This is a genomic window from Gallaecimonas pentaromativorans (assembly GCF_003751625.1).
Taxonomy (GTDB): Bacteria; Pseudomonadota; Gammaproteobacteria; order Enterobacterales; family Gallaecimonadaceae; genus Gallaecimonas; species Gallaecimonas pentaromativorans.
On record NZ_RJUL01000005.1, the window covers coordinates 288485 to 311040 of the forward strand.

The 22556-nt window shown below is 58.5% G+C and carries 16 protein-coding genes; 1 reads left to right on the plus strand and 15 read right to left on the minus strand.

All coding sequences use genetic code 11. The annotated features are described in order from the left end of the window. Positions 1-8 precede the first annotated feature (8 nt). Both EDC28_RS11215 and EDC28_RS11220 read right to left on the minus strand, forming a co-directional pair. The gene (locus EDC28_RS11215; RefSeq protein WP_123421650.1) at positions 9-716 is read right to left on the minus strand and encodes an SDR family oxidoreductase; all 708 of its coding nucleotides are present in this window, start codon (positions 714-716) and stop codon (positions 9-11) included. A gap of 373 nt (positions 717-1089) precedes the next feature. Continuing rightward, positions 1090-1359, minus strand: coding sequence for a metal/formaldehyde-sensitive transcriptional repressor (locus tag EDC28_RS11220; protein ID WP_123421651.1), 270 nt, complete (start codon positions 1357-1359; stop codon positions 1090-1092). 94 nt (positions 1360-1453) lie between these two features. On the opposite strand from EDC28_RS11220, the gene EDC28_RS11225 reads away from it, so the two are divergent. Next, complete coding sequence (locus EDC28_RS11225; protein WP_123421652.1) at positions 1454-2293, plus strand: nickel/cobalt efflux transporter; 840 nt, start codon at positions 1454-1456, stop codon at positions 2291-2293. Positions 2294-2318: 25 nt separating this feature from the next. Here the strand turns inward: EDC28_RS11225 and EDC28_RS11230 are convergent, their stop codons facing one another. The 13 genes from EDC28_RS11230 to mrdA form a co-directional block, all read right to left on the minus strand. Continuing rightward, a complete protein-coding gene (locus EDC28_RS11230) occupies positions 2319-3188 on the minus strand; it encodes a hypothetical protein (RefSeq protein ID WP_123421653.1) in 870 nt (289 codons plus the stop codon). Between the two features lie 9 nt (positions 3189-3197). After that, positions 3198-3473 (minus strand): hypothetical protein, encoded by a 276-nt coding sequence (locus EDC28_RS11235; protein ID WP_148049843.1) that lies wholly within the window; start codon positions 3471-3473, stop codon positions 3198-3200. Between the two features lie 33 nt (positions 3474-3506). After that, positions 3507-4406, minus strand: a complete 900-nt coding sequence (locus EDC28_RS11240; RefSeq protein ID WP_123421655.1) for an alpha/beta fold hydrolase — start codon at positions 4404-4406, stop codon at positions 3507-3509. Between the two features lie 369 nt (positions 4407-4775). After that, entirely contained in the window at positions 4776-10277 is a 5502-nt protein-coding gene (locus tag EDC28_RS11245; RefSeq protein WP_170164100.1) for a S8 family serine peptidase, read from the minus strand. An 11-nt stretch (positions 10278-10288) separates the two neighbouring features. Beyond that, on the minus strand, positions 10289-13993 hold the full coding sequence (mprA, locus tag EDC28_RS11250) for an MprA protease, GlyGly-CTERM protein-sorting domain-containing form (RefSeq protein WP_211355737.1): 3705 nt from the start codon (positions 13991-13993) through the stop codon (positions 10289-10291). A gap of 637 nt (positions 13994-14630) precedes the next feature. Next, positions 14631-15596 carry a lipoyl synthase gene (lipA, locus tag EDC28_RS11255; protein WP_123421658.1) on the minus strand — a complete coding sequence of 322 codons (966 nt, stop codon included), beginning with the start codon at positions 15594-15596 and terminating at the stop codon, positions 14631-14633. Beyond that, positions 15593-16246 carry a lipoyl(octanoyl) transferase LipB gene (lipB, locus tag EDC28_RS11260; protein ID WP_123421659.1) on the minus strand — a complete coding sequence of 218 codons (654 nt, stop codon included), beginning with the start codon at positions 16244-16246 and terminating at the stop codon, positions 15593-15595. The genes lipA and lipB overlap by 4 nt, the downstream gene beginning before the upstream one ends. Further along, entirely contained in the window at positions 16236-16499 is a 264-nt protein-coding gene (gene ybeD, locus EDC28_RS11265; protein WP_050660448.1) for a DUF493 family protein YbeD, read from the minus strand. Before ybeD ends, lipB begins: the two co-directional genes overlap by 11 nt. Before the next feature lie 104 nt (positions 16500-16603). Continuing rightward, positions 16604-17761: a D-alanyl-D-alanine carboxypeptidase family protein gene (locus EDC28_RS11270; RefSeq protein ID WP_050660449.1), complete on the minus strand. Its 1158-nt coding sequence runs from the start codon at positions 17759-17761 to the stop codon at positions 16604-16606. A gap of 48 nt (positions 17762-17809) precedes the next feature. Beyond that, positions 17810-18637, minus strand: coding sequence for a septal ring lytic transglycosylase RlpA family protein (locus tag EDC28_RS11275; RefSeq protein ID WP_123421660.1), 828 nt, complete (start codon positions 18635-18637; stop codon positions 17810-17812). Then, on the minus strand, positions 18627-19568 hold the full coding sequence (mltB, locus tag EDC28_RS11280) for a lytic murein transglycosylase B (RefSeq protein WP_123421661.1): 942 nt from the start codon (positions 19566-19568) through the stop codon (positions 18627-18629). Before mltB ends, EDC28_RS11275 begins: the two co-directional genes overlap by 11 nt. A 10-nt stretch (positions 19569-19578) precedes the next feature. Next, the gene (gene rodA, locus EDC28_RS11285) at positions 19579-20676 is read right to left on the minus strand and encodes a rod shape-determining protein RodA (protein ID WP_050660452.1); all 1098 of its coding nucleotides are present in this window, start codon (positions 20674-20676) and stop codon (positions 19579-19581) included. Further along, positions 20669-22555: a penicillin-binding protein 2 gene (gene mrdA, locus EDC28_RS11290; RefSeq protein ID WP_123421662.1), complete on the minus strand. Its 1887-nt coding sequence runs from the start codon at positions 22553-22555 to the stop codon at positions 20669-20671. The genes rodA and mrdA overlap by 8 nt, the downstream gene beginning before the upstream one ends. Position 22556: the final 1 nt, after the last annotated feature.

Consider the following 22556-nt stretch of genomic DNA (forward strand, 5'->3'; position numbering starts at 1 on the left):
GCCATCGCTCAGCGCTCCATGGCGGTTAGATACACTGCCTGCTCGGGGCTCAGCCCGGCTTTGACGGCGCGGGTGACATCGTCAGCCAAAATCTCGGTCTTACCGGCTGCCACCTCGGCAATGGCCTGGCGGGCAACACTGGCAGCGCTGACCTTTTCATAGGGCACCTCTTTGGCCATGTCGGTATCCATAAAACCCACATGCAGGGCGCTGACCTGGGTCTGTTGCTCGGCCAGATGCAGGCGCAGGCTGTTGGTGTAGCTCCAGGCGGCGGCCTTGGTGGCGGCATAGGGCCCCAGCAGCGGCGAGCCCAGCCAACTGGCCACCGACAGCACGTTGAGGATGGCGCCGCCGCCATTGGCTTTAAGCACCGGCGAGAAGGCCTGGCTGACCCGGATCATGCCGTAGAAGTTGGTGTCCATCATGCGTTGGGTGGCACTGATGCTGTCTTCTTCGACAAAGCCTTTGAAGTCGGCAATGCCGGCGTTGTTGATAAGAAGCGTCACGTCGCCACAAAGGGCGACGGCTTTCGTAACCTCTTCTGGGCGGGTGACATCCAGCTTCACCGGCACGACCCCTGGCAGGGTGATGCTGGCCGGGTCGCGCGCCGCCGCATAAATTTTGGCAGCGCCCGCCGCTTGCAGCGCTTTGACAAATTCCAGGCCCAGGCCGCGGTTGGCGCCGGTAACAAAGGCAATGACAGGTTGGGTAGACATGGCAAATCCTCACATGGGTAGCGGGTGGGTGATACCCCGGCCTTGGGCATGGCGCATCACTTAACTTTCAAATGTGAAGTAACTATGATCTCGATACTTTCAAAACGCAAGTAACTATAGACGGTGCCTGCGTCTTTGGCCGGCACGTTACTTTTATGGCCTTGAAAAATAAGGGCTTTAACTCCCAGCACACCGGGCCGATTAGGGCCGCCGGAAAAAGCGATGGGACAGGTGGAGGAGGCGGCCGATGTGGGCCTGAAGCCGCAATAGCGACGACCAGCATGATGCTGGGCTATTAAAAAGCCCTTCGCGGGGAAGGGCGGGGCGGCAAAAATGGCTTAATAAGCATGACTGGTGAGGTGAAAATAAAGGCTCACTTCAAGTAGGACCTAATCACCTGCAGGATGGCCTCCGCTTCCTGCTGGCGTGCGCTAAGACTTTCTTCTTCCACCAGATGGTCCACCAGGTGGCCTTCGATTACGGCGCCCATCAGGCCGTTAACGGCGCCGCGAATGGCGGCGATTTGCTGCAAGATGGCGGCGCAGTCCTGTTCTTGGGCCAGCAGTTTTTCCAACGCGCTGGCTTGTCCCTGGATCCGTTTTACCCGTGCCAGCAGCTTGGCTTTGTCCTTGACGGTATGCATCGCTTTTACCTCGCACTCATATACTGGGGGGTAGTATTTTTATACTCGGGGGGAGTATCATCTTGGCCACATTATAAGGCGCATCGGAAAACGGATGGAAACCTTCTCTACCTTGTTGGCCCAAGGCAATGCCTGGCTGTTTATTCCCAGTGCCATTTTGCTGGGCGCCCTGCACGGCCTGGAGCCAGGCCACTCCAAGACCATGATGGCGGCCTTTATCGTGGCCATTCGGGGCACCTTGACCCAAGCGGTACTGCTGGGGCTGGCGGCTACTGTTTCCCATACCCTGGTGGTTTGGGCGGTGGCCATGACCGGGCTTTATTTTGGCAGCCACTGGAATGCCGAGCAGACCGAGCCTTACTTCCAGCTCGCCTCGGGGGGCATTATCGTGGTGGTGGCGTTGTGGATGTTCTGGCGTACCTGGCGCCCGCACCACCATCATCATCATGACCATGACCATGACCATGACCATGACCATGACCATGACCACAGCCACAGCCACAGCCATGCCCACCCTCATGGCGCGGCGCTGATCCTTGGCGACGGTGAATATCAAGACGCCCACGAGCGGGCCCACGGCGAAGACATTCGCCGCCGTTTTAGTAACCGGGAGGTCACCACCGGGCAGATAGTGCTGTTTGGCCTGACCGGCGGCCTTATTCCCTGCCCGGCCTCGATCACGGTGTTGCTGCTGTGCCTGCAACTGAAGAAGGTGGCACTGGGCGCGACCTTGGTGCTGAGTTTCAGCGTTGGCCTGGCATTAACGCTGGTGGCCTCTGGCGCCCTAGCGGCCCTTGGGGTGCGCCACGCCTCCAAACGTTTTGCCGGCTTTGGTGAATTTGCCCGCAAGGCCCCGTATTGCTCCAGCCTGCTTATCGGTATGGTCGGGCTCTATCTCGGGTACCAGGGGCTGGCAGGGTTGATGCACGGATAATAAAAAGGCGCCCTAGGGCGCCTTTTTAGTCTTGAGGCAGTGCCAGCCGCTGCACTGTGGTGCCGGTGACCACCTTGGCGGCGTCCTCTCGCGCTCGCTCCAACCAGTACTGATCGGTATCTGGCAATAGGCGGTTAAAGCTGAAATCCAGCAACAATAGATGCCCAGTATCTAAGGGGCTGGCGTAATAGAGATTATCGGGGCGAAAGCCGTGATAGCCCCATTCGAAGCGTACCCAGGGCATGGCTCCCATCGTCACTTCTTCAAAAAGCGTCGGCACATGGGCGGCATCTGCATTCACAGCGCTGTCGATGTAATCGCCGTAGTCCGCCAGAACCTGCGCCAGATGGGCAGGGTTGGCCTCGCCGTTTACCAACTGCTGGTAATAGGCCTCTACCCGAGCTGGCTCAGACAGGTATTCCCGGGTGGCGCAATAGGCAATGGCTTTTTGCCGTATTTGCCAATTGTGGCCACCCTGGTCATTGAAATGATGCTGGTAGTCGTCTTTAAGGTACTGCGCTAAGGCCGTCGAGGTCGGCTCTACCAAAGAGCGTTTGAGCTTCTCCACGCCCCAGATGGCGGTGACCAAGGTGAAAGGCTCATGTTGATGCTTGTACCAACGTGGCTGGCGATATTGCCAGAGAGTTGAGGCAATGGTGATGCGCGAGTGCAGGGTGCGGCGCAGTTGGCTGGCTTGGGCTTGGTTTGTCGCAAAGTCGGCGGCATCAAGCTGGCAAGGGTAGCTGCTTGGGACGCGCTCTTCTATCAGGCTGCCCGGTTTTAAAAGGTGGATTTGCGCTGTATCAAAGCGGACCTGATGAGACCAGCTGTGCTCAAGGTCGGGACCGCCATGGGTCCCGCTCTGCACCAGTTTTTGTTTTAACGTGTTCAGCAAGACGAGATCCTAGGAGCGGTACTTGGCAACGATACGGGCCCGGTCATGGTTGCCGGTCATGACCAGTTGGTGATAGTAGGTCTCCAGCCCCAGGTAAGGCAAGGTATGGGGGCTTGCCAGGCTGTTCTCGCCGACGACCAGGCCAGCAAATTGCAAGGAACGGATAAGCCCTGAGGGACTTAAATCATTGCCGCCAGCCAAGTTGGGTGCCATGTCGAAGGGGTTATTACGGCTTGATACCATCTGGATCAGCGCCTGTTGGCACACAATGCGTGCGTCGGCCATGCTGCAGCCGGCGCCATGCATGCTGACTTTATGTCAGTTAAGTGGGGTGCCAATTTCCTTAAGGTGCACCCGCACCGCTCTGGCAAAAATAATCGCGCCCTGGCTGTGTGCCACCCAATGGGTTTGCTGGCCGCGCTGCTGCGCTTCATTGAGCACTGCAGCCAAATGGTGGACGTTGTGGCTAAAACCATGGATACGGCCCGCCGCCCTTTTATCGAATGCGCATTCCAGCAAATCTTCCTTAGCGCTTTCACTGGGGTTATGGAACAGGGTGTAGTCGTCTATCCGATGTCCTTTATAGGCCGTTTCTAGGTGAGTGCCCATCAACCAAGTTGCCTTGGATAGCCCGTTGAGCATACCGTTGATGGCGGCGTGACGGGTTTCAATCCTGTGCACTGGCTGAGGAGTCAGGTTGTCCCAGTTGTCAGCTAATTTATCGGCGAGTTCGCTGTCACCCTTGCTTGGATCGAAGGCGGCATAGCCATTGCGTTTTACCCGGTAAAGCGCGTTGCGCTCCATATTGCTGGCCTCTTGGCTACTCAACAGTCGCTTATCAAACAGCACATCATTAACCACGATGTTTGGACCCTCCACGGCAAACATCACCAAATAGTGATACCCCTTAAAAGGATATTGGCTGCGGCGAAGGCGCTGGAAGGCATTCTTGCGCTGCACCGACACATCCGGCGCGCTGGGGTTTTTACAGATGCTGACTATCTCCTCAACCACTTTGAGGCGGTCAAAGTCGTTGAGGCTGCACAGCATTTGAAAGGCTTGGTGTTTGAGTTTTACCCGGGTCTCCAGCCAGGCCGACAGTTTGGCGGGGAGCTTTTTTACCGTCATGGGGCGCTGGGTGTCGTTATCAAACAGCTTGGAGAGCTCGGGGTATTGAACGGCGTCTTTCCAGCCAGCTGACCAAGGTGTTAGCAGCAATGCTGCGCGCTTGCGAAAGAAGCATCTGGCGTGACATGACTCTTCCTTGAGTGTGCCTAAGATCTGAACGCGAAGTATTGGGGAGGAAATTTTGGCGTGCCATGGCATATCGGACATACCTGAACCCGAAAGCCACCACCTAAGGGCGAGGTGCCTGCAGAGAGTGGATGGTTGAAAAATGCTCTGTAGTGCTAATGTTCAACTAAGGGCTTCGGCATTATTTTTACGTTGGTTGGGAATGTTGACAAGGCAATCATGGGAGGTGAGTCAACAGCTCAGCTTGCGAGCGGAACCTGTAAAAACGAAAGCCCCTTATTGGGGGGCTTTCAGTCAAAGCAACCATTTTTTGATGATGGCGTTTTACTTTATTTAATCTGGGAGTTTACGACGGCGCCAAAGCGCTATGCCTGCCAACATCAGGCTGAGTATTGGGCTGCCTGCTCCGCCTCCAGAGTTTTTGCCAGAAGGGGGCGACGAGGACTCAGGGAGCGGAGTTACTGGTAGCCCCTGTTCAGGTGGAACATTATCGGTTGGGGGAAGCTCACTTTGAGTGACCCCAGGAATGGAGACTTGCCAGACTTGCTCATCACCGGCACTGGTTTCGATGAAGTCGTCCACACCTCCGACAACTAAGAACCGTGTACCTGCAATAGTGCCGGCGGGCTGTGCAAGGCGACGATTTCCCAGTACTACCTGTTGCCAAGTATCGCCTACTAAGCGCTCTCCAGTATTGATGCCCCAAACTGTCTGGTTGTTGGTGTTAGATCGGCCAAAAAGCGCATAAACCTCATTTTTATAGCGAAGTAGTAGATGACCTTCACGTGCTTCAATCATGGGAACACCCGCTGCCCAGCTATCGCTGCCGGGTGCCCAATGCCAGACGGCATTGGTGGCCGATGTAGCCGAAGCATTTTCCCATGGCTGATAGTAGCCACCGTAGAGGCTAATCGTGCCATCTGCCGGATTAAACTCAGCTCCAGCATTAGCCACTGCTTGGGGCAGATTAGGGCCTTGACTCCAGCTCATATTACTCAGGTCCAGTATGGCTACATCTGTACTGATATCGCTGGGTAGTACCAATGGATCTGCTGTAAGTTGGCCACCCATGATAACGAGCTTGCCTTCTGCCACCACCACGGTGGCGTTAGCTAGAGGATGGGGTAATGTTGCAACCTGCTGCCAGCCCGGGGTCGCCGGGTTGAATGCGAGAACTTCATCAGTGGGATAACCATCACTGTTAAATCCCCCCACTAAATAGATCAGTCCGTTTTCTGACACAGCCTTAGCTCCGGTGAGGGGGCTAGGCAGTGCCCAGGTGCTGTCGCTGCTGACAGTTAGGCTGGTGGTGTCGACTCTTTCGACAGTGGCGCTGGCGGCGCCACTGTCCTCACCGCCCAGTAACCAGAGATTACCGTCCAGCTCGGTATAGGCCGCGCCAATACGTGGCGACAGGCTGCTGGCCACCTGCTCTGGGTATTCAGCGACGGTGAAGCAGGCACTATGACTGGGATAGGCCATGGGTGGAATGACCTGAACTTCGGCCTGGCCGAAGGGGCTTTCCACCGGAACCCTTACCTCGATGTGGTCATCGCGCCAGGAGAGCACATCCATGGTCAGCTGTTGCTCGCCTTGGATAAGCTTGACCTGACCTGCTTGGTCGCCAAAGTGGTGGCCGCTGAGAGTCAGTACCCGGCCAGGGCCTGCCGCCATGGGGCTCAGATCCCATATGGCGCTGTTGCTGATCACACCAGGAGCCAGGGCCTTGTCAGCGCGCACCATGCCCTGAGTCAGGCTGGTACGGGTCAAATCGATCATGGGTTCGCTGGCATTCATCAGCGCCGCTTTTACATCCAGGGCGCTGGCCGTGGGGTACTGGGCCCAGATCAGGGCGGAAATGCCCGAGACATAGGCGGTTGCCATGGAATTGCCGGTGTTGATGCTGTAACCCAGATCCTGCATGGGGGCCAGGCTGTAGATGTTGAAGCTTGGTGCCAGCAGGTCCACTGAGTTGCAGCCGTAGTCACTCGTGAACATCAGGCCCGGGGCGGAGCTGTCCATACCGCCCACTGCCACCATGGCGGCCAGGGCGTCGTTGGCCGGATAGGTGGGCTCGGTGTCCTCATCCAGGCTGCTGTTACCTGCAGCGGCAACCATCAGCACGCCTGCGTCCTGAGCTGCCTGCAGGGCATCATGTATGGCCTGGCTGTGGCGGTAGCTGCCCCAGCTCATGTTCAACACCACTCTTGGCAGTGCTAGTCTTTCCTTGGTGTCCAGCAGGTATTCAATAGCCTCGACGATGCGGCCATCGTCTACCAGGCCGAAGTCGTCGGCGCCGATGGCGGCCAGCGGCATCAGCTTGACTCTCCATGCTACACCTGCCACGCCCTGGTCGTTATCGCCTTTAGCGCCGATGATGCCTGCTACGGCCGTGGCATGGCTATAGAGTGTGGGGTCGTACGTACCGCCATAGACAGGGTCTTCCACTGGGCTATTGCGGTCTTTGCTTAGGTCAATGCCATGAATGTCATCAATGTAGCCATTACCGTCGTCGTCTAGACCGTTACCGGCGATCTCACCTGGATTGATCCATAGGTTGTCCACCAGCTCTGGATGGTGGGTGTCGACCTTGCCATCGATGATGGCTACCACTACGTCGTCGGCGTCGTGGCGAATGTCCCAGGCCTCGGGGGCGTTGATATCCCGGTCGACCAGACCATAGGCGTGTTGGAACTGCTGGCCATAGTTGTCAAGGCCCCAGCTACGGCGCAGCTCAGGATCATTAGGGTAGGTATTACGTAGTTCCCTCTGGAAGCTGGGTTCGGCGTATTGTACCAAGGGGCTTTGACGAAGGGCCTTGAGTGCCGCCTCGCCTTGGCCATGGACTTCTACGCTCAAAAGACCAGCGTGCTTGAACCACTTGACCGGCTTGCCGCCCACTTGCTCTAGCAGAGCGGTTAACTCGCTTGGCAGTTGCGGTTGGGCACCGCTTTGGTCTGAGACGCCTTTTTTGATCTTGACCAGCAGCAAAGCGTTGTCCACCTCGCTTGCCTGGCTGCCAAATGCCAGCAACAGGCCAAGGGCAAGAAACTTGGTCAAGCGGCGGGTCTTGCGGCGAAGGCCCGCCGCACCCAGCAGGGCCAGCAGCAGGCCGCCAGCCGCACCGCCACCACCGCTGCTTGATAGCGGGGCTGGTTCAGGGTCTGGAGTAGTAGGTTCGGGTTCAGGCTGAGCTATTTGTGGGCGCTCGGCCAGATTGAAAGCCAGCACCTGGCTTGAGAATACGCGGTCGGTAGAATACTCGCTGTTGTCATCCCCAGTGGCGATGCGCTGCTCGCCGCCGACGATAAAAGCTTGCTCCCCGTCCTGAACCACGGCTGTGCCGTTTAGGCCGATATCCACCTGAGTGGCTTTGTGCCACTGGCCGTCGACCAGTATTTCCCCTGAGTCCAGGGTCAGAGTTTGGTAGTTCTGCCAGCCGAACAGGGCATAAACAGCGTCGTTGTGGGTGAGGAGGGAGAATTTGCTGCGGGCTTCCAGCATATCAGGCAGAGCTTGCCAGCTACCAGTTCGTGGGTCGAACAACTGTACCGTCTTGACGGCGTCGCCGCTGGCATCAACAAAGCCGCCTGCCACCACTATGCCTTGGCCTCTGGGGTCGACACTGGCGGCCTGGCCCCAACTGGCTTTGGGCAGACTGGGCCCTGTAGTCCAACTGTCGGCTTTGGGATCGTAGATATAGAGAGTGTCGGAGAAATCCTCGGGCCTCATATCGTACTGGGGCCGTAGTAGGCCGCCCAGGACATAGAGCTTGCCTTGGTAGGCAGCAGCAGCTGCGTAACCGACTTTGCCGGGCATAGGGGCGCCCTGGCTCCAGCTCTGAGTGTTGGGATCGAAGATCTGAGTGTTGTTGATAGCATTGTTGTCCTTGCCAAAACCACCAGCCAGGTACACCTTGCCGTCCAGCACGGCGCTGGCGGCGCCGCTGCTGGCCTGCGGCATAGTCCAGGCACTGTCGGCCTGGACCCTGTGGCTGGCCAAATCAACCCGCTCGACGCTGGCAAGGGCACCATACTGGACCTCGCCACCAAAGACCCAAAGGGCGCCGTCCAGCAAGGCGGCGCTGGCATGGCTGCGGCTCTTGGCAAGATGGGCAAGGCTCTGAGTCTGATCACCCACAGCCAAGCAGGCTTGACCGGACTGCAGATTGCCCCGGGATACCACCAGGCCGGAGGCGCCATAAGGCGCGTCATCGGGAACCAGAACTTTGATGCTATCGTCCTGCCATTGGTCAATGGTCAACTCAGTTGCAGTGCCGTCGCTGCTAATGAGCTCCACCTTGCCTGAGGATTGGCCAAAGCGGACACCTGTTATCGTGACGCTGCTGCCTGGAGCCGCAGTCGTGCTAGACAGACCCCACACCACGGGCCTAGTGCTGTCATAACCTAGGGCAAGATCCGCTTTGATGATGCCTTGGGATAGGGAGTCACCCTGCAGATCGGCCACCGGCTTGCTACTACTCAGCAGAGCGTTTTTCACTTCTCGCCAGTCCCATTCCGGGTGTTGGGCCCAGGTCAGGGCGGCGACACCCGACACCAGGGCGGCGGCGCCCGAGGTGCCGAACAGCAGGCTGACTTCGGCGTGGTCCTTTGCATTGGCGGCCAGGCCTACGATGCCTTCGCCGGGCGCCATCACATCGACGCTGGCGCAGCCCTTGTTGGACACAGGCTCCCTACCTAGATGAGAAATGCCGCTGCCGCCGACTGAGACGATGGCGTCCACAGGGCTACTGGCTGGGTAGAAGGGAATGTGGTCATTGTTCTGGCCGGCGTTGCCGGCGGCGGCGATGATCAGCACCCCGGCGTCGGCCGCGGCAGCCAGGGCCGCGGTCAGGGCCTGGCTCTGCTGGTAGCTGCCAAAACTCAGGTTCATCACCACTTGTTTAAGGCCCAGGCGCGCCTTGGTATCGAGCACGTACTCTATGGCTTCGACCAGGTTGACGTCCTTGATAGCGCCCCAGTTGCGCACCACTTTGATGGGCATCATCTGGGTGTGCCAGGCCACCCCTGTGACCTTCTCGCCGTTGTTACCCACGGCGCCGATGATGCTGGTAATGGCCGAACCGTGGCCGCCCAGGTCATTGTCGACCGGGTCCATGTCGAGGTATTCACCGGCAGGGCCTATGCCGTTGATGTCGTCCACATAACCGTTGTTATCGTCATCGATGCCGTTGTAGGGGATCTCTGTGGGGTTGACCCAGATGTTGTCGTGGATATCGGCATTGTTGATGTCGGCGCCGGTATCCAGCACCGCCACCACCACGTCGGCGGTATCGGTGCGCACGGCCCAAGCTTCGGGAGCGTTGATGTCCCTGTCACCCAGGCCATAGGTGTCGAGGGTGACGTTGTGCTGGCCGTAGTCGTCCAGGCCCCAGAGCACGCTGTAGTACAAGTCATTTGGGCGCTTGGTTTGACCTTGGGGCTGGCGGCTGTGGTTGACTGCGGCAAAACGGGCTCCGGGCAGGCGACCAGCGGCGTCCATGGCGCTGGCAAGAGCGGTACTGGCGGTCAGTTCCACCAGGCCTGTGCGCGGGAAGACTCGGCCTATCGTCAAGCCGGCTTTGGCGGCTGCCTCGACGAAGGCCGGGCTCAGCAACCGGGATTTCAGCTCGGCCGCAGCTATGCCTGGGGCCTGGCGCCGCAGCGCCTCATAGCTTTGGCCAAGGCCGTCGACACTGACCAGTAGCTGGTTGCTGGTGCTGGCCTCCTGTGCCCAGGCCTGTGGGCTGGGGTGCTTGACGGGGCTGGCAGCCAGGGCAGGACCGGTCAGGGCGGTCAGTACCGCCAGGGTCAAAGGAGTGAACTTGTTCTGCATGTTCTTGAGCCTCATTTCGCTAAAGGCTGTTGGTCGGGGCGAGGGGCCAGAGGCACGCGGCGGCGCCTGGCCAGCAGGCCGGTGATAAGAGTCAGGAGTGCGGTCAAAGGAGACAGGGCGCCACCGCCACCGCTCTGGGGCTGAGCCGGTTGTGGGTCTGGTGTCGGCGCTGGAGGCGGTGTATCCATTATGGTGACGGTCAGACCGTCTTCCTGGATAGCGCCTTGCTGGCTGGCAGTCAGGCGGAAGCTGAGTTGAGTATCGTCATCCACAGGCGGGGCATTAAAGCTGGGTGTGGCGCTGAAAGGGTTGTCCAGCACCACTGTCGGGCCTGCTATCTGCTCCCAGCGCAGATGCACATCCTCAATACCGTCACGGTCGAGTAGATTGGCATTGAGGGTGACCAGGCTAGCCTGGCCTAGGGAGTCCAACTCGGCCACTTGCTGGTCTGGGCCAGCATCGATGTGCAAGGGTCTGTTATCGCACTGGGGAGCGTTATCGACTAAGCCTAAGAAGGGGGGAGTTGTAGTGCCGCTGATGGCAACATTGTCCACCAGCCACCCTGTGGGGGAGTTAGTGGAGTTGGACTCGTTAACCGCAGTTCGGAAACGCAGACGGGTTTGGGTGCCAGCCAGGTTGTAGCCGAAGTTGATACGGACATGACTAGAGGTGCCGCTTTGGTTGAGGGTACCGACAAAGGCGGGGCCGTAATCATTGCCAATAGCTGCGCCATTGTAACCGCCTTCCTCGAATATACCGCCCAGAAACAGACTGTTGGTGAATTCGCTGCCGTTGACGCTGACTTCCACCACGCCGCCATCTTCGCCAAGACCTTGGTAAATTTCCTCGAAGCTGTACCAATGATCGAATTCCACTATCAGTGGCTCACTGGTGCTGACATTTAGTACCGGGCCCGTCAGAGTGGTGTTGGCACTGTAGCCGTTGGCTAGACCCACCCAGAGATGGTTGACGCCGCTGGCGCTTGCCGGATCGGCCGAGGCGACCAGCGCCCAATCGTTATAGAAGGGGTAATCGACGCCGCCTGTCTGCCATTGGCGTTGGCTGGCCAAGGGCGTTTCCATGTCATCGACCTGGCTGATACGCGCCAGGCCGTAGTTAACGGTCTGGTGCAACAGCAGGGGGGCTGGCTCCAGTACTCCTTCCACACCATAAGGCTCGAAGTTGATCTGCAGTTGCAGATCCTCACCCTTGTCGGCGCTACCAAGGGTGATCAGGGTAGAAGCGGACACCTGTGCACCAGGTACAATCGGTGCTGGGAAGGTGATAAGGCCGTCATTGGCGAAGCTGGCATCGCCGTTGGAACTGACTCGGGCCATGAGCGGCTGGCTAAGATCGGCCTGCCCACCTGTGTTGAGGGTCAGGGTCAGGCGGGCTGTTTCACCGGCGTCGAGAATGCCATCGTTGCTGCAATATCCCTGTTTGCCGTCGTCAAAGCCGGTGTCCAGCTTGGTCTCGGCCAACTCAAAGTAACCTGCGTCAGCCTCGAAGCTCTCTACAACGCCACTCAGGTCTTCACTGTAACGGGCCGGCCCCTGAGCCCCTATGCCCATGCCGCGCTTGGCAAAGGCTTTGGCGGCCAGTTCCCAATCACGTTCGTCGGTGGCAGCTACCACGGCCAGAATGGCGTCCCTGGCTTCGAGAAAAGTGGGGTCCAGTGGGGTCAATTTTAGGCCACCTATGAGGTAATCCTGCATCCGTTCGCGAGCTTGATCGAAGCTGTAGCGACTGTCGTTCAATAGGCTGGCGTAGAACTCCCACAGGGTATTGGCCCAGATCTCGCCAGCGCTGTGAATTTCGCTGTTGCCTTCGCCGTCCTGACCATAGGCCAGAGGGGCCGAGGTCGGCAGCGCCTGGCCTTCTTGGATATCTTTGAAGGTCAGTGGGTTAACTGAAAAATCAGTGGAGTAGGGCGCGCGGCGAATACCAAAGTAGGGATTGGAGGTGGCATGGAGGCCGATCCCGTAAGGCCCTTGAAAGCGGTCGTTGCCAGGCACTTGGCTGTCTTCCTCACGCACTGTGAGTAGCAGAGCGGCCACATCAGACCAGCCTTCGCCCATAGCCCGTGCCTGTTGGTTACTCAGGCCGTTGCCATCTCCCACCAAACGGTTAGACACATAGTGGAAAAACTCATGGGCGATAACGCCGTTATCTAGGGTACCGTCCCTGTCGGTCATCTTTCGGCGCAGATGTACCTCTACTGGGCCATCGTCCATGGCGGCCAGCAGGGTGTCGCCAGCGGCCTTGGTGATGGACACACTGGGAATGGTGACTGAAGGGTTGTATCCCCCCATAGACATGGGCTGGTCTTGGTCGGTGTTGTCGGCGATGAGCACGGCGATGGCACCGTTTTCCTGAGCAAATTGCGCCTTGAGGTTGAAGTCGCACATGCCTCGACGCAGCATCACTATCTTGCCAGCGACGTTCGTCTGGTTGAGGTAAGGTGTTTGGCAACCGTCGTTGTAACTGCCTTCACCCCAGTCGTCGCTGTTGTCGACACCAATCACCACTTCGGACTGGATGTCGTAGGCAGTAGGACCGAAGTCGGAGGTCCCTATGGCATAGGGGCCAAGGCCGTTGCGGTTGGTGAGAGTCAGCTCACCATCGACTACGCCGTCGAACAAATACATCTGCATCACCGGGCTGGAACCGTCGGACGGGGTATACATGTTGGCGTTGTTGCGGCCAGAGAAATCCTGGCCCTCGGCGAAGATGGGATCGCCCGCCATGCCTCCCCTGCCATAGTTGTCCATTTGGGCATTGCCGGATGTCTCATCCAGGCCGTTGTCGTACCAATCGTCGTGGAGCCAGTTCACCAAATAGAAAAGGTTAACGGCGGCGGCTTTGCGAGCCTCTTCCCCTATGGGGTCGCTGAGGCTTGCGGCAAAATCGAAGCTTTGCTCGCCATTCATGGATGGCATGATGTCGCCGACGTATCGGTCGAAACCATCTAATGCGCCCAAATCGATATAGGCTACGGCGTTGTTACCCCAGGTTTCCGTGGCCCCTTCCGGTAGCCAGGGATCATTGGTGCTGATAGGACCATGTTCTAGGGTGACCAGGGGCTGGTCGGCAGGTATTTCCGTTGCGACGGGCTGGGGCGTAAAGCCCTGGGCAGGTAGGAGTGCGTTGCCGACCGGGCCGTCATAGGGTTGGTGCTTACCTTCATTATCGGCCCAGACCCGGTAGCTGGTGGCTACATCGCTCAGTTGGTTGTGGCGACGCAATACGCGGCCATCCACTGCCGATATGATAAAGGCAAAGGCCTGCTGCTCTTTATCATTGTGGGCGCGAAGCTCCACCTGGTAGGCGGGAATAAGAGCACTGCCGGTCTCGCTTGGGCTGAAGTACAGGGATTTTGTGCGAATTTGCCCCAGCAACTGCCAGGAGCTATTTCCACCAGCCAGGGTGAAGGTTTCGCGGTGGTCCTCGGCGCCCTGACTCTGCAAGTCGCCACTCAGGTTTTCGCCCGTCATCTCGCGAAAGGCGAGGCGTGCTGCCTGGCGGGCATCGACGGCGGAAGCCTCTGCCACCAAGGCGTTGCTTTGGCTGGCAGGGGCAAAATTGCCGGTCAGAGCAATGGGATTTTGGGCTTTATCGAGCAGCACGTTGAGGGTGCGGCCGAACACTTCCTTGCCGTGATAGAGCTGCTGGAAACGGGCAATGGTGGGGCCACCTTGCGGAGCATGCAAAGCCACTAATTTGGCATTGGTTGCGCTAACCACGTCAATGCCGAGGCGTCGGCTGTTGGCTATTATCTGTTGTTTTGCCTTTATTTCCAGTTGGTTTTTATCCGACTTTTTGCTGGTTTTGGAATCGATAATGGCTTTGTTTTTGGTTGCGCTATCATTTTTGAGCCATAAAAAAGTAGGGGTACCTAGTTGTTGGTCGATGTGGGAGGGGTAACCTTTGAATGTGCCTAATTCGGGGCGGCTGGTCTGGGATAAGGGCTGAGTCTGCGTCACCGCCACAGCGGTATGCTGACCCAGTAGTGCACCCAGAAGCGTCAGTGCTGTAGTACTGCGCATGGTGTTCCTCTGTCATGGTTATTAAGGGAATGGTGTTGTCGCCACGGTAGGCAGCAGCGCGTCGCAGTGCACCGAGGCAATGCCTTGGAAAATAGGCGTCTACACGGCTAATTTCTGAAGTGAAGTGTTATATGGCGGGTGGTGTTTGGTTGTCAATTTGTTAACTTGTTAATTTTGTTGTTAACAGAGTTTTTGTGAGTGTTGTTTTAAATTTGAGAGGTGGTGGCTTGGCTTGGCTTGGCTTGGCAGTGCTGGGCTGAAGCCATAAAAAAAGGCGCCCTAAGGCGCCTTTTTCATCGAAGGGCGGTTATTTAACTTCTTCCCCGGCCGCCTGTTTGTCGGCGTGGTAGCTGGAGCGTACCAGCGGGCCGCAGGCGGCGTGCTCAAAGCCCATGTCCATGGCGCTGTCGTGCAGCTCGTCGAACTCGGCCGGGGGCACGTAGCGGGCAACCGGCAGGTGGTGGCGGCTCGGTTGTAGGTATTGGCCCAGGGTCAGCATGGTGACGCCGTGGTCGCGAAGGTCCTGCATTACGGTGCGAATTTCATCGTTCTCTTCCCCCAAGCCCATCATCAGGCCGGACTTGGTAGGAATTGCCGGGTTGCGCTCCTTGAAGCGTTTCAACAGTTCCAAAGACCACTCGTAGTTGGCACCGGGACGCACCATTTTATAAAGGCGCGGCACGTTTTCGAGGTTATGGTTGAACACGTCCGGCGGCGTTTCGGAAAGGATGTCCAGGGCGATGTCCATGCGGCCACGAAAATCCGGCACCAGAATCTCAATCTTGATATTGGGGCTGTATTTGCGAATGGCCTTGATGCAGTCGGCAAAGTGCTGGGCGCCGCCGTCACGAAGATCGTCCCGGTCAACCGAGGTGATCACCACGTACTTGAGCTTCATGTCGCGGATGGTCAGACCCAGCTTTTCAGGCTCGGCAGCATCGGGGGCCAGGGGGCGACCATGGGCCACGTCGCAGAAGGGGCAGCGGCGGGTACAGATGGCACCCAAAATCATGAAAGTGGCGGTGCCGTGGTTAAAACACTCGGAGAGGTTTGGGCAGGACGCCTCTTCACAGACCGAGTGCAGGCCGTGCTTGCGCATGGCGCCTTTGATGTCGTCGATACGCTGGGTACTGGCCGGCAGCTTTACCCGCAGCCAGTCCGGCTTTCTGAGCATCTGCTTGGGCTCGGAAGGCATCACCTTAACGGGGATCAGGGCCATTTTGTCGGCATCGCGGAGTTTAACGCCGGGTTCAATGCGTACGGTCTTGCTCATGAAGCTACATCCAATCCGTCTGTATAGGACCAATCGTCAAAGCCCAGGCGCTTGGCCAGTTTGGCGACCAGTATGGGATCTACATCGTTAAGAGTGGTATCGGGGCGAAGGGCGCTGAGCTGGGTCATTTCCATGCCCGCATAGCCGCAGGGGTTGATGCGGTGAAAAGGCTCTAAGTCCATGGCCACATTGAGGGCCAGGCCATGGAAGGAGCAGCCGCGGCGTACCCTAAGACCCAGGGAGCAAATTTTATTGTCGCCCACGTACACGCCGGGGGCGTCGGCCCGAGGGGCGCTGTCGACGCCAAAATGCGCGAGGGTTTCCACCACCGCCTGTTCGATATGGGTAACCAGCTCCCGTACCCCCAGCTTTTTACGGCGCAGATCCACCAGCACATAAAGCACGCGCTGGCCCGGGCCATGGTAGGTTACCTGGCCGCCGCGATCGGCTTGCACAACGGGGATATCACCGGGGAAGAGCACATGCTCGGCTTTGCCGGCTTGGCCCTGGGTAAAGACGGGGTGGTGTTCGACCAGCCAAAGCTCGTCGGTGCAGTCTGGTCCGCGCTCCTGGGTGAACGCCTTCATGGCGTCCCACACCGGCTGATAGGGCTGCCGTCCCAGTTGGCGGACCCGAAGCTCAGAGCACATATTTGACCAATTCAATGTCCCCGAGGGCCTTATAGAGGGTTTCTATATGGTCCTTGGAGGTGACGGTCACCTGCACTGTTACCGAATGGTAGGAACCTTTGGTGCTGGGGCGCACGCTGGGGGAATAATCACCCGGGGCGTGTTCCTGAACCACGGCCACTACCTTGTCCACCAACTCGTCATGAGCCTGACCCAAGACTTTGAAGGGGAACTGGCAAGGAAACTCCAGATATTTATCGAACTCGGTCTGCATGCTACCACTCCAGACGTTAATGGTGGACAGTGTACCAGAAAGCGACAAAAAAGGCGCCTCGTGGCGCCTTTCTATATGGGGGCAGCTGCGGCGTTTTCAAGGCCTCAGCTAAACCAGCCTTTGACCAGCAGCGTCAGGTAATCCATCAGGCGGGAGAACCAGCCGCCTTGTTTGACTTCGTCCAGAGCCACCAGCGGATATTGGGCGATGTCTTTATCGTCAAGCTTCAAAAACAGGGTGCCGACACGCTCACCTTTGGCCAGGGGGGCCTTGAGCTCTTTGTCCAGTTGGAAGTCGGCCTTGATGTCGCTGGCGGCGCCCCGCGGCACGGTGACCGGGGTGGCGTCCAGCACGCCCAGCCGCACCTGGTCAACGTCGCCCATGTAGATGCGCTGTTTGGCAAATTCCTGGCCGGCTTTAAAAGGCGTTACGGTTTCGTAGAAACGAAAACCCCAGTTCAGCAGCTCTTTGGAGATATCGCGGCGGGCAGCGTTGGACTTGGTGCCGATAACGGCCGAGACCAGGCGCATGCCGTCTTTGACGCCGGAGGCCACCAGCGAGTAACCCACTTCCGAGACGTGGCCGGTTTTGATGCCGTCCACGTTCATGGATTTGTCGTGCAGCAGGGCGTTACGGTTGAACTGCTTGATGCCGTTGTAGGTAAAGGACTCGTCGGAGTAAATCTTGTACTCCTCCGGCAGGTCGCGAATGAGGGCCGCGCCCAGCAGCGCCATGTCGTGGGCGGTGGAGTAGTGCTCCGGGTCCGGCAGGCCGTGGGGGTTTACAAAGTGGGTGTTTTTAAGGCCCAGCTGCTTGGCTTCGGCGTTCATCAGATCGGCAAAGCCGCTGACGGTGCCGGCGATGTGCTCGGCCATGGCCACACAGGCGTCGTTACCCGAATCAATAATGATGCCTTTGTTAAGCTCGCCCACGCTGACCTGGGTGCCCACCTCGATGAACATCTTGGAGGAGTCGGGGAAGTTCTTGGCCCAGGCGTTGTTGGAAACGGTGACCATGTCGTCGCGCTTGATGCGCCCGTCTTTGATCTCCTTACCGATGATGTAGCTGGTCATCATCTTGGTCAAAGAGGCTGGCGGCAGGCGCTCGTCGCCGTTGCTTTCGGCGAGAATTTTGCCGGAGTTAAAATCCATCAGCACGTAGGCCTTGGCGTCAACCTGCGGCGCCTGGGGAACGATGCGGGCGGCCTGAACAGAAAAGGCGGTCAAGCCGAGCAGGCTCAAAGATAAAAGGGCGTTGCGCATAGATAAAGTCATCTTCTTATTTCGAATTTGTATAGGTTACCAGAGGCATCAGGGGATGTTGACCCCATCGGTCCCCTGAGGTTCCGCATAAACCTTGAATGGCCGGGCTATGCCTTGGCCTTTTAGCTTCTCAATCAGGGCTTCGGCTTTGAGCTCGTCGCTGACCGGGCCGAGCTGCACCTTGTACAGGCCCTGGTCCCGCACTACCTGGTAGCCGCAGCCCATCAGCGCCGCATACCGCTTGCCGGCGTCAACGGCGCGGTCCTGGTCGCTGCTGGCCACCACCTGGATAAAGATAGGATGGGTGGCCTTAAGGGGGGCCAGCACCGTTTCTTTTTGTGGCGCAGTGATCACTTCCAGCCTGACCCTGGCCGTGCCCTTTTTGAGCATGTCCAGCTTGTAAGCCGCGGCGTAGGACAAATCGATAATGCGCCCCTGGTGAAAGGGGCCGCGATCGTTCACCCGCACCACCACCTGCTTGCCGTTGTCCAGATTAGTGACCCGCACGAAACTGGGCAGCGGCAAGGTTTTGTGGGCCCCGCTCATGGCGTACATATCGTACACCTCGCCATTGGAGGTGTGATAGCCATGGAACTTGGTGCCATACCAGGAGGCGTAGCCTTCCTGGGTAAAGCCCTGGGGCGTTTTTATCACTTTGTAAAACTGGCCACGCAGCTCGTAATCGCGATTACCCTGGCGCGAGTAAGGCTCGTTGGTGACCTTGGCGTCGCTGACATGGTCAAGCTTGGGCACGTCCACCGGGTAGGCGTCGTTCTGCTGGCTATAGCGGCCGCTTTTGCCGGTGCCGCTATCGGGGGTACTGGAGCAGGCGCCCAGCAACAACAAGGCGCCGTAGCACCAGGCCTTATTTGCCATGGGCGTGCTCCAGCTGTTGGGCCAGGGTCCAGACGGCCCGGGCGTACAGCGGCGAGCGGTTATAACGGGTGATCACGTAAAAGTTGTGAAAGGCCACTTGGTAGTCGGTACCGTCTTTTTGCTCAAAGGCAAAGAGCTTGGCTGGGGTGGCCCCATCCATGGCGATGGCGGGGCTGACTCCGGCCTTGGCCAGGGCGCCAAGGGTGGTGTCTAGCTCCAGGCCGTCGGTCAGCGGCGCTTTGCCTTTAACGGTGGCGCCGGCCAGCACCGGCTCGCCCATTTGCCAGCCGTGCTCGTGAAAATAATTGGCTACCGAACCAATGGCATCGGCGTTGCTGGCAAAGAGGTCGCGCTTGCCGTCGCCGTCAAAATCCACGGCGTAATGCTGGTAACTCGACGGAATAAACTGGCCCATGCCCATGGCGCCGGCATAGCTGCCCAGCGGGCTTTGCTGCCAGCCTTGCTGCTGGGCCAGTTTCAAGTATTGGCCCAATTCCTTGGTAAAAAAGGCGCCCCTGGCCGGGTAGTAAAAGCCGAGGGTATAGAGGGCATCGCGCACCGGGTAGGTGCCCATGTGGGCGCCGTAGTAAGTCTCTACCCCGATGATGGCCACAATCACCGCCGCCGGTACCTGATACTGGGCTTCGGCCTGTTGCAGCAGTGCCTCGTTGGCGCGCCAGAAGGCCAGGCCTTTTTTCAGGCGCTCAGGGGTAATAAAAATGGGGCGATATTGGTACCAGGGTTTGGCTTCCCAGGGGGTGGCGATGGCGTCGAGGATCTTCTGGTTTTTCTCTACCCCGGCCATGGCGTCTTGGACTTGTTGCTCCGTCAGGCCTGACAGTTGGGCCAGGGTCTGGGCCTGGTCCTGTGGGATCTGTGCCCAGGCCGGCAGGGAACACAGCAGCGCCAGTCCCCATTTCCATTTTGTCATCTGACCTCCGTCAGCTATGCAGCAGGCGTTTGTGGGTATGTATCGCCATCAGGATGCCAAAGCCGGCCATCAGGGTCACCATGGAGGTGCCGCCGTAGGACACCAGCGGCAGGGGTACCCCTACCACCGGCAACATGCCCGACACCATGCCGATGTTCACGAATACATACACAAAGAAGGTCAGCATAATGGCGCCACCTAACAGGCGGCTGAACGCTGTTTGAGCCTGGGTGGCCAAGTACAGCCCCCGGCTGATGATGGCCAGGTACAAAAGTAGCAGGCAGCACACCCCCACCAGGCCAAATTCTTCACTTAATACCGCAAAAATAAAGTCGGTGTGGCGCTCTGGCAAAAACTCCAGCTGCGACTGAGTACCGTGCAGCCAGCCCTTGCCCCAAAGACCCCCAGAGCCGATGGCGATTTTCGACTGGATGATGTGATAGCCGCTGCCCAAAGGGTCGGACTCGGGGTTTAGGAAGGTCAGTACCCGCTGGCGCTGGTAATCCTTCATCAAGAAATACCAGAGAATGGGCAAAAAAGCGCCGATGGCCGCCACCGCCGCGCCCACCAGGCGCCAGCTCATGCCCGACAAAAACAAGACGAATACCCCGGAGGCGGCTATCAGAATGGCGGTGCCAAGGTCGGGCTGCTTGGCGATGAGCAGGGTCGGCACTATCACCAGCATAAAGCCTTTGAACAGCTGCAGCAGGGTAGGGGGCAGCGGGTGGCGGGAGATGTAATAGGCCACCATCATCGGCACCGCCAGCTTCATTACCTCAGAAGGCTGAAAGCGCATAAAGCCAAGGTCCAGCCAGCGCTGGGCGCCCTTGCCGATATCCCCCACCACCAGCACCGCCACCAGCATCAGGGTGCCGACGGTGAAAAGCGGCAACGACCAGCGTTTGTAGGTATCAGGGGGGATTTGTGCCAGCAGCACCGTTACCCCAAGCGCCAGGGCCAGGCGCACCATCTGGCGCTCCATCATGGGCGCGGACTGGCCCGAGGCCGAGTACACCACCACCAGGCTGACCCCCATCAGGCACAGCAGGAAAAACAGCAGCCAGCCGTCCAGGTGCAGGCGGTTGAGCAGACTTCGTTGTTCAGTCATGGCTGGCCTCGTCGTCTTTCAGGTGGCCCTCATCCAGCAGGTAATAATCCAGTACCTGGCGGGCCAGAGGAGCCGCTACCGAGCCACCGCCACCAATCACGTTCTCAAGGGCGACAGCGACCACGATTTTCGGGGTCTCGTATGGGGCGTAGGTGATGAACATGGCGTTGTCGCGGTGCCGCTCGGCCACTTTTTTGGCGTCGTATTTTTCGTCTTGGCCGATGTTGATCACCTGAGCCGTACCGGTTTTACCGGTGGCGGTGTAGGGGGCGTCGTTCAGTGCCTTGTGCGCCGAGCCGTGAGGGCTGGTGACGGTAAAGCGCATGGCCGCTTCCACTTCATGCCAATGCAATGGGCTGGCTTTGACCTCGGGCTTGTCTTCCGGCGGCAGCTTGATGATGCCGGTCGGTGAGCCGGTGGCCATCAGCAGCTTGGGTGTATGGTAAACCCCGGCATTGGCCATGATGGTTACGGCGGTGGCCAGCTGCACCGGGGTTACGGTCCAGTAGCTCTGGCCGATACCGATGGGAATGGTGTCGCCTATGTACCAGGGCTGGCGAAACCGCCGCTCTTTCCAGCTGCGAGAGGGCATTACGCCGTTGGTTTCTTCGTGGATATCAATGCCTGAGTACTGGCCAAAGCCGAACTTGGTCATCCAGTTGTGGATGCGGTCGATGCCGAGGTTCAGGGCCAACTGGTAAAAGTAGGTGTCGCAGGACTCGGAAATGGCTTTTTTCATGTCCACCCAGCCGTGGCCCCAGCGCTTCCAGTCGCGCCACTTATGGTCGACATTGGGTAGCTCGAAATAACCTGGATCCCAAATCTTGCTGGTGGGAGTAATTTCCCCCTCTTCCAGGCCCACCAGCGCCATAAAGGGTTTGACGGTAGAGGCTGGCGGGTAGCGGCCCTGTGTGGAGCGGTTAATCAGCGGCCGGTCCGGCGAGTGCAGCAGCTTGTTGTATTCCTTGCTGGTGATGCCCCGCACAAAGAGGTTGGGATCGTAAGATGGGGCGCTTGCCATGGCCAGGATGCCGCCGGTGTGAGGGTCCATGGCAACGATGGAGCCGCGGTGCCCTGCCAGCAGTTCCTGGGCCTTGAGCTGCAGGCCAAGGTCGATGTTCAGGTAGAGGTCTTTACCCGGCACCGGCGGCTCAAAACGCAGGGTGCGGATCACCCGGCCGCGGTTGTTTACTTCCACTTCCATGTAGCCGACCTGGCCGTGCAGCAGACTCTCGTAATAGCGCTCCACCCCCAGCTTGCCAATCTCGTGGGTAGCGGCGTAGTTGGAGAGCTGGTCCTTGTCGGCCAAGTCTTGCAGGTCTTTGTCGTTGATGCGCGCCACATAGCCCAGCACGTGGGTCATGGCATCGCCATAGGGGTAATAGCGCTTGAGCCGCCCCTCGACGGAAAAGCCCGGGTAGCGGTACTGGTTAACAGAAAACTCCGCCACTTGCTTCTCGGTCATTTCTTCAAGCAGGGTGACCCGGTTAAAGCGGCGCACCCCTTTTAGGGATTCTTTGAAATCGCTGATGGTGTCGTCGTCTATGTCCAGCAGCTGCTGCAGGCCCTTGAGGGGCTCGTCCCAGGATTTGACCTGCTCAGGCACCACTTCCAGGGAATAGACGGGGCGGTTCTCGGCCAGCACCACGCCGTTGCGGTCATAGATGATACCGCGGTTGGGGGCCACCGGTACCAGCTTGATGCGGTTGTCGTTGGAGCGCACCTGGTATTGCTTGTGCTCTTCAATTTGCAGGTGATAGAGGTTGGTGACCAGCGCGCCGAAACAGACCACCACCACCAGCAGGCAAAACAAGGCGCGACGCCAGAACAGGGACGCCTCGAAGCTGTGATCGCGGATCTGGACCTTCTTGCGCGCCATC

Coding starts and splice junctions, on each gene's coding strand:
- EDC28_RS11215 (WP_123421650.1), bottom strand. CDS start 716: ATGTCTACCCAACCTGTCATTGCCTTTGTTACCGGCGCCAACCGCGGC.
- EDC28_RS11220 (WP_123421651.1), bottom strand. CDS start 1,359: ATGCATACCGTCAAGGACAAAGCCAAGCTGCTGGCACGGGTAAAACGG.
- EDC28_RS11225 (WP_123421652.1), top strand. CDS start 1,454: ATGGAAACCTTCTCTACCTTGTTGGCCCAAGGCAATGCCTGGCTGTTT.
- EDC28_RS11235 (WP_148049843.1), bottom strand. CDS start 3,473: ATGGCCGACGCACGCATTGTGTGCCAACAGGCGCTGATCCAGATGGTA.
- EDC28_RS11245 (WP_170164100.1), bottom strand. CDS start 10,277: ATGCAGAACAAGTTCACTCCTTTGACCCTGGCGGTACTGACCGCCCTG.
- lipA (WP_123421658.1), bottom strand. CDS start 15,596: ATGAGCAAGACCGTACGCATTGAACCCGGCGTTAAACTCCGCGATGCC.
- lipB (WP_123421659.1), bottom strand. CDS start 16,246: ATGTGCTCTGAGCTTCGGGTCCGCCAACTGGGACGGCAGCCCTATCAG.
- ybeD (WP_050660448.1), bottom strand. CDS start 16,499: ATGCAGACCGAGTTCGATAAATATCTGGAGTTTCCTTGCCAGTTCCCC.
- EDC28_RS11270 (WP_050660449.1), bottom strand. CDS start 17,761: ATGCGCAACGCCCTTTTATCTTTGAGCCTGCTCGGCTTGACCGCCTTT.
- EDC28_RS11275 (WP_123421660.1), bottom strand. CDS start 18,637: ATGGCAAATAAGGCCTGGTGCTACGGCGCCTTGTTGTTGCTGGGCGCC.
- mltB (WP_123421661.1), bottom strand. CDS start 19,568: ATGACAAAATGGAAATGGGGACTGGCGCTGCTGTGTTCCCTGCCGGCC.
- rodA (WP_050660452.1), bottom strand. CDS start 20,676: ATGACTGAACAACGAAGTCTGCTCAACCGCCTGCACCTGGACGGCTGG.
- mrdA (WP_123421662.1), bottom strand. CDS start 22,555: ATGGCGCGCAAGAAGGTCCAGATCCGCGATCACAGCTTCGAGGCGTCC.